Source organism: Streptomyces sp. CBMA123 (genome assembly GCF_014596465.1).
In the GTDB taxonomy this organism is placed as follows: Bacteria; Actinomycetota; Actinomycetes; order Streptomycetales; family Streptomycetaceae; genus Kitasatospora.
Genome location: NZ_MECK01000002.1, coordinates 79283 through 90431, shown reverse-complemented (window position 1 = coordinate 90431; position 11149 = coordinate 79283). Strand labels below are relative to the sequence as shown.

At 73.1% G+C, this 11149-nt stretch carries 11 protein-coding genes and 1 tRNA gene; 4 read left to right on the top strand and 8 right to left on the bottom strand.

All coding sequences use genetic code 11. From position 1 onward, the window contains the following. Positions 1 to 238: 238 nt before the first annotated feature. From mug to BG452_RS01870, 7 genes are all read right to left on the bottom strand, one after another. Entirely contained in the window at positions 239 to 781 is a 543-nt protein-coding gene (mug, locus tag BG452_RS01900; protein ID WP_317620859.1) for a G/U mismatch-specific DNA glycosylase, read from the bottom strand. A gap of 68 nt (positions 782 to 849) precedes the next feature. Next, the gene (locus BG452_RS01895) at positions 850 to 1848 is read right to left on the bottom strand and encodes a phosphatase PAP2 family protein (protein WP_188302343.1); all 999 of its coding nucleotides are present in this window, start codon (positions 1846 to 1848) and stop codon (positions 850 to 852) included. Positions 1849 to 1996: 148 nt separating this feature from the next. Further along, complete coding sequence (locus tag BG452_RS01890) at positions 1997 to 3076, bottom strand: aminopeptidase P family protein (protein ID WP_188302352.1); 1080 nt, start codon at positions 3074 to 3076, stop codon at positions 1997 to 1999. Between the two features lie 131 nt (positions 3077 to 3207). Then, entirely contained in the window at positions 3208 to 4554 is a 1347-nt protein-coding gene (locus BG452_RS01885) for a dipeptidase (protein ID WP_188302342.1), read from the bottom strand. Between the two features lie 9 nt (positions 4555 to 4563). After that, positions 4564 to 5001, bottom strand: a complete 438-nt coding sequence (locus tag BG452_RS01880) for a hypothetical protein (protein WP_188302341.1) — start codon at positions 4999 to 5001, stop codon at positions 4564 to 4566. Beyond that, positions 5001 to 6533, bottom strand: a complete 1533-nt coding sequence (locus tag BG452_RS01875; protein WP_188302340.1) for an APC family permease — start codon at positions 6531 to 6533, stop codon at positions 5001 to 5003. The genes BG452_RS01880 and BG452_RS01875 overlap by 1 nt, the downstream gene beginning before the upstream one ends. A 138-nt stretch (positions 6534 to 6671) precedes the next feature. Next, positions 6672 to 8093 (bottom strand): MFS transporter, encoded by a 1422-nt coding sequence (locus BG452_RS01870; RefSeq protein WP_188302339.1) that lies wholly within the window; start codon positions 8091 to 8093, stop codon positions 6672 to 6674. Between the two features lie 139 nt (positions 8094 to 8232). On the opposite strand from BG452_RS01870, the gene BG452_RS01865 reads away from it, so the two are divergent. From BG452_RS01865 to BG452_RS01855, 3 genes are all read left to right on the top strand, one after another. Beyond that, positions 8233 to 8886 carry an ArsR/SmtB family transcription factor gene (locus BG452_RS01865; RefSeq protein ID WP_188302338.1) on the top strand — a complete coding sequence of 218 codons (654 nt, stop codon included), beginning with the start codon at positions 8233 to 8235 and terminating at the stop codon, positions 8884 to 8886. Between the two features lie 42 nt (positions 8887 to 8928). Then, a complete protein-coding gene (locus BG452_RS01860) occupies positions 8929 to 9417 on the top strand; it encodes a hypothetical protein (RefSeq protein ID WP_188302337.1) in 489 nt (162 codons plus the stop codon). 147 nt (positions 9418 to 9564) lie between these two features. Continuing rightward, positions 9565 to 10095 (top strand): hypothetical protein, encoded by a 531-nt coding sequence (locus BG452_RS01855; RefSeq protein WP_188302336.1) that lies wholly within the window; start codon positions 9565 to 9567, stop codon positions 10093 to 10095. 114 nt (positions 10096 to 10209) lie between these two features. Here BG452_RS01855 and BG452_RS01850 read toward each other — a convergent pair whose 3' ends face one another. Continuing rightward, positions 10210 to 10698 carry a YajQ family cyclic di-GMP-binding protein gene (locus BG452_RS01850; protein WP_188302335.1) on the bottom strand — a complete coding sequence of 163 codons (489 nt, stop codon included), beginning with the start codon at positions 10696 to 10698 and terminating at the stop codon, positions 10210 to 10212. 217 nt (positions 10699 to 10915) lie between these two features. Between BG452_RS01850 and BG452_RS01845 the strand changes: the two genes are divergently transcribed. After that, positions 10916 to 10997: transfer RNA gene (locus BG452_RS01845), tRNA-Tyr, on the top strand. Positions 10998 to 11149: the final 152 nt, after the last annotated feature.

Here is an 11149-nt window from a genome sequence, read left to right as displayed (position 1 = left end):
GCGCCGGGTGGCGGCGCTGCTCGGCCCGGTGCCGACGGCCCGCAACTGGCCGCCGGCCAAGACCCCGGCGGGCCTGGCGGCGATGGTCGCCGCGGTCGGCACGGCGGCCTCGGCGCTGTGCGCGCTGAACGCGGCGGTGGCGCTGCTGGTGGTGCTCAAGGCCGTCACCCCCTTGTAGGGGCTCGGAAACCCGCCCGGGCCGGCCGTCACCACGCAGGTGGGAGCTCGAAGACCGGCCCTAGCCGTCGAGGCTCTCCCGGAGCACGCGGAACTCCGCGGCCAGCGCGTCCAGGGTGTAGTGGGCGTTGAGGCCGCTCGGGTTGGGCAGGACCCACACCTCGGTGTCGCCGATGCCCTCCGGCTGGCGCCCGATCGCGGCCTGCCGGTGCCCGAAGGCGGTGCGGTAGGCGCCGATGCCGAGCACCGCGAGGACGCGGGGCCGCAGCCGCAGGACGCGCTCGCGCAGCGCCGCGCCGCCCGCGCGCAGCTCCTCGGCGGTGAGTTCGTCCGCCTTGGCGGTGGTGCGCGGGGCGACGTTGGTGATGCCGAGGCCGAGGGCGGGCAGTTCGCCCTGTTCGTCGGGCCGGTACTGGCGCTCGGTGAAGCCGGAGCGGTACAGGGCGGGCCAGAAACGGTTGCCGGGGCGGGCGAAGTGGTGCCCGGTGGCGCCGGACCACAGGCCCGGGTTGATGCCGCAGAACAGCACCCGCAGCCCGGGCCCGGTGATGTCCGGGATGGTGGTGTCCTGGGCGGCCCGGAGCTGTTCGGGGGTGGGCTTCACCGGCTTCACCTGCTGTGTGGGCTTCGTCGGTGGCGTAGTCGGTGGCGTGGTCGGTGTCGGCGTGGGCTTCACCGGGCCAAGTCTGCCGTGGCGGCGGTCCGCGCCGTGCGGCGGTCGCGCAGCCGGCGCAGCCCGAAGACGACCACGGCGGCGTACGTCCAGCCGACGAGGACGTCCACGATGAAGTGCTCGGCGCCGTAGATCAGGGTGAACGCCATGGCGAGCGGATAGGCGACCAGCAGGGCGCGCAGCCAGGGCCGGGCGGTGGGCCAGAAGAGGAACAGCAGCATCGCCGGGTAGGCGGAGTGCAGCGAGGGCATCGCGGCGACGTCGTTGGCGAACTGGCTGCCGTTCTCCAGCAGCGAGTCGGCCTGTGGCAGCCCGGTGTGGGAGATGGTCTCCCAGACCACCCGGTGCAGCTGGGGCATGTTGCCCTGCTGGCCGACCAGCCACGGCGGGTCGGCCGGGTAGAGCAGGTAGGTGGCGAAGCCGGCGAAGGTCAGGGTGAAGTAGCAGGCGAGCAGTTGCCGGAAGCGCTGGTGGGAGCGCCGCCAGAGGACGGCGAGCAGGACGAAGACGACGAGGAAGTGCGAGAGGTAGACGACCGTCGCCGCGTAGTCGTACCAGTGCGGTGAGCCGGGGGTGTAGAGGGCGTGCTGGATCCGTACGGTCCAGGTCTCGCCGAAGCCGAGCAGTTCGTCTGCGCGCAGTTGGGGGAGCCAGTGCGGGGCCCAGGGGGTGTGGGCGCCGTAGCCGCGCAGCAGCGAGTAGGCCCAGACCACGGCCATCACCGGGACCCAGTCGCGCAGCACCGGCAGGAAGCCGCGGGTGCCGTGGCCGCTGTGGACGGCGGCGGTGAGCAGGGCGCCGATCAGCCAGAGGAACACCACGTCGTTGGCGAAGGCCATGCCCTGGGTGGCCAGGAACCAGACGAAGGCGGTGAGGTAGGCCGGCCAGGCCAGCAGCCGCAGTCTGGACAGGCCGGTTCGGCGGGTGCGGTCGGTCACGGGACGCAGTCGTCCGGCCCGTACCGGGGGCGGTGGGGCCGGGCTCAGCAGCTTCGTCATGCTCACCGAAACTAGCAACGCAAGCTTGGAGGACTCTGGGTGAACTATGACCGGCTCGTAAGAAAATCGCACTGGTGGGTCACATCTTGGCGGACGAAGGTCCCGAAACTCGGACGAACGGCCCGTCGGCCCGGCCTCGTCGGCCGGGTCAGGCCACGGTGCCGAGCTCATGCGGAGTGTTGTTGAAGCGCCGTCCGCCGTTCGCCGTCACCATGACGATGTCCTCGATCCGCACCCCGAACCGGCCGGGCAGGTAGACGCCGGGCTCGATCGAGAAGCACATCCCGGGCACCAGCGGCCGCTCCTCGCCCTCGACCAGGTACGGCGGCTCGTGGGTGGTGATCCCGATGCCGTGGCCGGTGCGGTGGATGAAGTACTCGCCGTAGCCGCCCTCGGTGATCACCCGTCGGGCGATCCGGTCGATCTCCTGGCAGCTCACCCCGGGCCGGACCGCCTCGAAGGCGGTCTGCTGGGCGAGCCGGACCAGGTCGTGCACCGTGCGCACCTCGTCCGGGACGTCCGGGCCGACGTGCACGGTGCGGGTGGTGTCGGAGCCGTAGCCGTCCTTGAGCCCGCCGAAGTCCAGCACCACGGTGTCGCCGGTGCGGATGATCCGGTCCCCGGCCTCGTGGTGCGGGTTGGCGCCGTTGGGGCCGGAGCCGACGACGGTGAAGTCGACCTGGCTGTGCCCGTACTGGATCAGCAGCGCGCCGAGGTCGGCGGCCACGTCGGTCTCCCGGCGGCCGGCGAAGGTGACCTCCAGGATGCCCCGGTAGGCGGCGTCCGCGGCGCCGCCGGCCGCGGCCAGCCGCTCCAGCTCCTCCGGGTCCTTGACCGCGCGCAGCATCGGCAGGGTCTCGGTGAGCGAGGTGAAGGCGGTGCCGGGCAGCGCGGACTGGAGGCCGAGCAGGTGCATCGCCCAGGCGTTGTCGGAGACGCCGTACCGGCCGGCCGGCTCGAACAGCGGACGGGCGGTGGCGTACGGGTCCTCGCCGTCGGACCAGTCGAGCAGGTCGACGGCGGGGGCGCCGAGCGCCTTCTCGGCGTCCGGGCGCTCCAGCTTGGGGACGATCAGCGCGGGCCGGCGCCCGGCGGTGAGCACGAGGGCGGTGAGCCGCTCGGTGATCGCGGTGGGCTGGTAGCCGCACAGGTAGGTCAGGTCGGGGCCGGGGGCGACCACCAGGCCGGCCAGCCCGGCCGCGGTCGCCTCGGCGCCGGCCCGGGCCATCCGGGCGGTGTGGTCCTCGGTGGTGAACGGACGGGGCACGGTCGCTCCTCCTCGGGGCCGGGCTTCGCCGGACCGGGCCGGACGGACTACGGTTCTACGATGTTCGCCGACTTCCCGCAACCGCGCCACGGTCAGCGGCTGTTGGCGAAGTGCCGGAGGAACAGCGCCTCCACGTGGGCCATCCGCCGGATCTCCTCCGGGGCGACGCTCTCGTTCGGCGCGTGGATCAGGCAGCGCGGCTCCTCGACGCCCATCAGCACAATCTCCGCCTCGGGGAAGGTGGTGGCGAGGACGTTGCAGAGCGGGATCGAGCCGCCCTGGCCGAGGAAGGACATCGGCTTGCCGTAGACCTCCTGCATCGCCTTGTCGAGCGCGGCGTACGCGGGCCCGCCGGTGTCCGCCCGGAACGGCGCGCCGGCGCTCTCCCGCTGCACCTCGACCCGTACGCCCCAGGGCGCGGCGGCCTCCAGGTGGGCGACCAGGGCGTCCTGGGCGGCGCGGGCGTCGGTGCCGGGCGGCACCCGCAGGCTCACCCGGGCCCGGGCGGTGGCCGGGACGGCGGCCGCGGAGCCGACCACCGGCGGGCAGTCGATGCCGAGGACGGTGACGGCGGGGCGGGCCCAGAGCCGGTCGGCGACCGTGCCGGAGCCGGTCAGCCGGACGCCGTCCAGCACGCCGGCGTCGGTGCGGAACCGGGTCTCGTCGTACCCGACGCCGCTCCAACTCCCTTGGCAGTCCAGGCCGTCGATCCTGGTGCCGCCGTCGGCGCCGCGCAGCGAGTCCAGCATCCGGATCAGCGCGGCGAGGGCGTCCGGGGCGGGGCCGCCGAACATGCCGGAGTGCACATCGCCGTCGAGGGCCCGGACGCCCACCACCACGGTGACCACCCCGCGCAGCGAGATGGTCGCGGTGGGGACGCCGACGGCGGCGTTGCCGGTGTCGCAGATCAGTAGGGCGTCCGCGTGCAACTCCCCGGCGTGCGGGGGCACGTACTGCTCCAGGCCGCCGGTGCCCTGCTCCTCGGAGCCCTCGACCACCAGCTTGAGGCCGACCGGGACCTCCTCGCCGAGCGCTCGCAGCGCGGTGAGGTGCATGACGATGTTGCCCTTGCAGTCGGCGGCTCCGCGCCCGTACCAGCGGCCGTCGCGCTCGGTGAGCCGGAACGGCGGGGAGGTCCAGGCGGCGGCGTCGAGCGGGGGTTGGACGTCGTAGTGGCTGTAGAGCAGCACGGTCGGGGCGCCGGGCGGGGGCGGGCGGTGGCCGACCACGGCGTGGCTGCCGTCCGGGGTCTCCTCCAGGTGGACGTCGCGCAGCCCGGCCTCGGTGAAGGCGGCGGCGACCCACTCGGCGGCCTCCCGGCACTTCTCCGGCGGGTACTGCCGGGGGTCGGCGACGGACGGGATGGCCACCAGCTCGGCCAGGTCGGCCTGCGCTCGGGGCATCAACTCATCGATCCGGCGGGCGAGTTCGTCGGTCATCTGAAGCTCCTACTTGCGGACGGTGTCGCGCAGGTCGAGGTCGTCGATCCGGTCCTGGAGGGCGGCGAGCCGGTCCGGGCAGTACACCGAGAGCACGATCGCCTCGGCCCGCACCACCTCGCGGTCGGACAGCACCGGGCGCTGGCCGGGCCCGCCGGCGCCGTTGGACATCCCGTACGTCCACTGCGCCTGGTTGAGCGCGTTCGCCGGGTCGGCGCAGACCGCGCCGCCGTCCTCGCCCAGGGTGTGGACGATCTGGTCCCGGGTGGGCACCGGGTAGCCGGCCGAACTCAGTGCGGCGGAGAGCTGGTCGGCCTTCCGGGCGGCCAGGTCGGTGGCGTGCAGCTGGGTGAACGACAGCAGGCCGGTGATCAGCATCGCGACCAGCAGGGCGATCGAGCCCAGGTAGATCCAGCGGTGCCGGGAGGCCATCGGACTCCTGGTCATCACGCCGCACCCCCTTCGGTGCCGCGCAGTTCCTGCGCCTCCTGGGCGGCCAGCTCGGCCGCGGCCTCGGGTGAGCGCCAACTCGGCTTGCGCAGCCGCAGGAAGAGGTAGGGGATGACCAGGCCGAGCAGCAGCAGGCCGCCGCCGACGATCCCGACGTACGACCAGACGCTGCCGCTGCCGAACTGCGAGGACGGCACGAAGCCGATCCCCATCGCGGCGGCCGAGGCGAGCAGGCCGATCACGCAGATCGGCACCAGGGCCGGGGCCCGGTAGCCGCGCGGATGGTCCGGCTGGGTGCGGCGCAGCCGGATCGCCGCGGTGAACATCAGCAGGTAGACGATCAGGTACACCTGGGTGGTGATCACCGAGAAGATCCAGTAGGCGCTGGAGACGTTCGGGATCAGCGCGTACAGCAGGGCGATCGCGGTGGTGAGCACGCCCTGGGTGACCAGCAGGTTCTGCTGGACGCCCTCCCGGTTGAGCCTCTGCAGGAACGGCGGCAGGTAGCCCTCCTGGCGGGAGATCAACAGCAGGCCCTTGGAGGGCCCGGCCAGCCAGGTCAGCATGCCGCCGAGCGAGGCGGCGATCAGCGCCACCGCGATGACCGGGGTGAGCCAGCCGATGTCGAAGTACTGGAAGAAGGCGTCGAAGGCCTGCATCACCCCGGCGGTGAGGCTCAGTTCGCTGGACGGCACCACCCAGCTGATCGCCAGCGCCGGCAGGATGAAGATCGCCAGCACCATCGCGGAGGCGGTGAACATCGACCGCGGGAACTCCCGGGCCGGGTCGCGCAGCGAGGAGACGTGCACCGCGTTCATCTCCATGCCGGAGTAGCTGAGGAAGTTGTTGACGATCAGCACCAGGCTGGCCAGGCCGGTCCACTGCGGGAACAGGTGCGCGGCGTCCATCGGGGCGGCGGACGCGTTGCCCTGCCCGAGGAAGACGAAGCCGAGCACGACCAGCAGGGTGCCGGGGACCAGGGTGCCGATCACCAGGCCCATCGAGGAGAGCCCGGCCACCGCCTTCGTCCCGCGCGAGGACACCCAGACACCGGTCCAGTACAGCACCATGATCACGACCGCGGTGTACGGGCCGTTGCCGGCCAGCCGCGGGTTCACCACGTACGCGACGGTCGAGGCCACGTACGCCAGCAGCGACGGGTAGTAGAAGATCGTCATCGCGAACTGGCACCAGACGGCCAGGAAGCCCAGCGGCTTCGACAGGCCCTCCGAGACCCAGCGGTAGACGCCGCCCTCCCAGCCGGAGGCCAGCTCGGCGGAGACCAGCGCGGTCGGCAGCAGGAACACGACCGCCGGGACGAGGTAGAGGAAGACGCAGGCCAGCCCGTAGACCGCCATGGTCGGGGCGGAGCGCAGGCTGGCCACCGAGCTGGTGGTCATCAGGGCCAGGGTGATCCAGGACATCCGCGGGGCGGTGGCCAGCCGGCTGGCCACCGAGCCGGTGCGCTCCCGGGTGGCCGGGCCGGCGGCGTCCCCGGAGCCGGGCGGGGGCGCGTCGGTGGAACTCATCGGTCCTCCTCCGGTACGGCCCCGGTCGGCTGCGCGGAGGCGCCGGGGGAGGGGCCCCGGGGGCGGGCCGTACCCGGTCAGTTCACCCGGTTGCCCCGCCCGCCGCATGCGGCGGGCGGCCGTGCGGGTGACCGGTGCTCAGCCCCGGGGCCCGTCCTCGGACTCCCGCCTGCGGGGCGACGCCGGGCCCTGGGCGGACGTGGGCGCGGTGGCGGACGTCGGTGCGGTGGCGGACGTCGGTGCGGTGGCGGGCCAGACGGCGCGGCGCAGCGTACGGCTCGCGGTCGCGGGCAGCAGGGCGACGGCGAGCACACCGGCGATCGCGGTCAGCGCGGTGGCGGGGGAGAAGCGGTCCAGCAGCAGGCCGGCGGCGAAGGCCCCGGCGGGCATCCCGGCGGTGAGCAGCGTCATGGTCGCCGCGATCACCCGGCCGCGGAGCCCGTCCGGCACCTGACGGAAGACCAGCAGGTCGAGCATCACCCGCAGGGCCGGGACGCCCGCGCCGACCACGAACAGGGCGACGAAGACGGTGGCCGCCCCGCCGGGCAGCAGCGGCGCCAGCGGCACCGGCACGGCCGTCCAGGCCACGGTCAGCAGCAGCACACCGGGCCCGGCCAGCCGGTGCAGCCGGGAGACCAGGGTCGCCCCGGCCAGCGCCCCGACCGCCTCGCCGGCCAGCGCCAGGCCGATCCCGCCGCTGCCGGTGCCGTGCTCGCGCAGCAGCACCATCACGGGCAGGGTGAGCGCGGCGCCGGTCAGGTTGATCACCAGCAGCACGGCCAGCGCGGGGCGCAGCAGCGGGGAGGCGGCGAGGAAGCGGAAGCCGGCCAGGGCGCCGCCCTCCTCCCGCGTGGGCTCCGGGGCCGTCCGGGACGGTCGGGTCGGGCTGGGGAAGCGCACCACCAGCGCGGTGACCAGCGCGATCAGCGAGGCGAACGCGGCGCCCAGGAAGGGCACCGAGCGGCCGAGCCCGAACAGCAACCCGGCCAGCGGCGGACCGACCAGCGCGGCGCCGCTCATCCGGGCCTCGTCCTGGGCCAGTGCCTGCGACAGCTGCTCCGGTGCGACCACCGAGCGCAGGGCCAGCAGCCGGACCGGGCCGCTGTAGGCGATGGTCGCGCCCACCAGCGCGGCGACCAGCAACAGGTGGACCAGGGTCAGTTGGTCGAGCGCCAGGGCGGCCGGGACGCTGGCCAGGGCCAGCAGCCGGGCGGCGTCGGAGACGACCAGCACCCGGCGGCGGTCCCACCGGTCGGCGACCGAGCCGCCGTGCACGCCGAACAGCAGGGTGGCGGCCATCTGGACGGCGCCGAAGGCCCCGGCGGCGGTGGAGGAGCCGGTGAGGGCGAGGACCAGCAGGGGGAAGGCGGTCTCGCCGATCATCAGGCCGAGCGTCGCGCAGGAGGTGCCGGCCCAGAGGGCCTGGAAGCGCAGGTTGCGCCGCAGCGGTACGGGCGGCGGCGGGGTATCCGTCGGTCCGGGGTCGGTCGGTCTGGGGCCTGCTTCCGTCGCTCCGGGGTCCGCCGTCCGTTCGGCCGTCGTCGTGGAGTGCTCCGCCATGTCCCGCCCCCGTCGTTCTCGCCAGCCAGCATCGTTCACGATGTCGTGAATGATGGCGTGAATGTGAGCGCTTGCGCAAGGGTGAGTGCTCACCCAGGTGTGATTGCGCCCGCGGCGGACGATCTGCGAGGGTGGGCCCGTGGCCGAGCACGAACGGGAACCCGCCGACGGGGACGAGCAGCCCACCACCTGGGTCAAGGAGCGCCAGGTGGGCGGTGTCGCGGTGCTCAAGGCGCTGGCCGACCCGCTGCGCCTCGCCATCCTCGGCGCCCTGAAGACCTCCGCGGACCGCCCGCTCACCGCCAAGGAGCTCGCCGCCGAGCTCGGCGAGCCGCAGACCAAGCTCTACCGGCACATCAAGCAGCTGGAGAAGGCCGGACTGATCCTGGTCGCCGGCACCCGGTTGGTCTCCGGCATCGTGGAGAGCCGCTACCAGGTCGCCCAGGACTCGATCCGGCTCGCCCCGGAGATGTTCACCGCCGACTCCCCGGCCCGCTCCGAGGCGTACGACGCCATGCAGGCCGCGATGGACCGGGTCCGCGGCGACTTCCGCGCCCATGTGGCCGACGGGCGGCTGGACTTCGGCCGCTCCCAGGACGGTACGGGCACTCCGTCCGGCCTGTTCGCGGACTTCGCGCTGCGGCTCGAGCCGGCGCGGCTGGCCCGGCTGCAGTCCCAACTGAAGGAACTCCTGGACGAGCTGACGGCGGAAGGTCCGAGTACGGCCGATGACGCCGTGGACGTGACCCTCTTCACCCTGCTCTACGGTCTCCGGGCGGGCACGGAATCATAAATTCCGGGCCGACTGTCAGTGCGGTGGGACAGCATGTCCGGCATGTCGTATGAACTCCAAGCGCTGATAGGCATGGTGGAGCTGCTGTCGGTGGCGGCGGCGGAAGTGCCGGCGGCCCGGGTGGTGCCGCTGGCGCAGGGGCTGGCGCTGATCCCGGTCACCTCCGCCGTGCTGGCCGCGCTCCAGGGCGACGCCGCCGTGCCGAAGCCCGGCAGCGGGGCGGGCTTCGGCTGGCACCCGGACGGTTTCGAACTCCGGCTCGCCGCCTGGTCGAAGGCCGGTCCGATCGCCTGCGTCGAGGCCGAGTACTTCGGCGGCAGCGGCACCCAGCGCGCCGCCGTCTGGTCGGACGGCCGGGTCGTCCTGGGCCCGCTCACCAGTGGCGGGTTCGAGCCCGTCCCGGCCGAGGGCACCCCGATCTCCCGGGCCCTGCGGCGGCTCGGCGGGCACGTCGAGCCGGGCCGGGTGGACGAGTTCGACTCCGTCGGGCTGGGTGCGCGCCGCCGCACCGCCGACTGGGCGGCGGGCTGAACCGACGTGCCGCCGTTCGGCGTACCTGCGGCGGGCTGAACCGACGCGCCGCCGTTCGGCGTACCTGCGGTGGCTGCGTCCGGACGACGCCCGCACGGTGTGAGTCAGGCGATCTCGCCTGACTCGTACTGAGAGGAAGCAGTACCCATGCGTGCCACCCGGATGGCCGTCGTGCTGACCACAGCCCTCGCGCTGACCACGGTCGCCACGGCGTCCGCCACCGCCGCCGGCAATGGAGCCGCGGCCCCCCGTACCACCGTCCCGGCCACCGTCACCGCCGCCGTCCCGGTCATCCCGGTCACGGTCCCGGCGCCGCCGGCCACCCTCCCGGCCGCCGACGACCCGGCGCTGCCGACAGTCCCCGGTGTTCCCGCGGTACCGGCCCTCCCGGCCACGCCGGACCCGAGCGCGGCCCTCGGCGATGTCGTCAAGCTGGTCACCGGCCTGCTCTCGGCGGTGACCTCCGCCGTCCCCGACCCCGCCGCCATCCAGCAGCTGGTCGCCTCCCTGCAGGGCCTGCTCGGCCAGCTCCCGGCCGTGCCGGCGCCGCCCACCGTCCCGGCCCCGCCCAAGCTTCCCGGCTCCGCACCCGCGGGCCTCCAGGAGCAGCTCGGCACCCTGCGGGCCCAGGCGCAGGCCCTGACCGCCACCACCCACTACCTCCCCGCCAGCGGCTGACCCACCGCCGGCTGACCCGCCGCGCCGACGCGAACGGCCCCGCTCCCGGATCCGGGAGCGGGGCCGTGCCGTCCTGTTCCCCGCGCGGGGGCGGGTGGGCAGGAGCGGGGTCGACTAGCGGTAGTTCACGTACTGGATCGCGAACTCCAGGTCCTTGCCCTTGAGCAGCGCCTGGACGGTCTGGAGGTCGTCGCGGCTCTTGGAGCTGACGCGCAGCTCGTCGCCCTGGACCTGGGCCTTGACGCCCTTCGGGCCCTCGTCCCGGATGATCTTCGCGACCTTCTTGGCATCCTCCGTGGTGATGCCCTCCTTGATGTCCGCGAAGATCTTGTATTCCTTGCCGGACAGCTGCGGCTCACCGGCGTCCAGGGCCTTCAGCGAGAGGCCGCGCTTGATGAACTTCGTCTGCAGCACGTCCAGGATGGCGCGCACGCGCTCCTCGCCGTTGGCCTTCATCTCGATCTTCTCGCCGGAGCGGCTGATCTCGCCGCCCACGCCCTTGAAGTCGAAGCGGGTGGCGATCTCGCGGGAGGTCTGGTTGATCGCGTTGTCGACCTCCTGCCACTCGACCTTCGAGACGATGTCGAAACTGGAGTCGGCCATGGGTGTTGGTCTCCTTGATGCTCTGGCTTCACTGACACGGCCCGCCCCACCGGGCGCCCGCCGCCCCAGCCTATCCAGCGCCACCCCGGCCCCGCCCGTGACCGCCGCGCGGCGGTTCTTGATCGTCGCGTGATCTATCGAGTGGCGTAGCACCCCCGGGAATCAGGTATGGTTTACCACGTCGAACGGGGCGTGAGCCCCCGGAAACGAAGATCCTGGCTGGTTGCCCGAGCGGCCAAAGGGAGCAGACTGTAAATCTGCCGGCTCAGCCTACGTAGGTTCGAACCCTACACCAGCCACAGGATAGAAGAAGGCCCCTGACCTGCGAAAACGCGGGTCAGGGGCCTTCTTGTTTGAGTCGCACAAGCCTTAGTGTCAGGCCGGTGTTTTGCGAGGTTTGTCCCACCTTGTTCCGCATGGTTACCAGTCCTGACCAGCGTTTACGGACCAG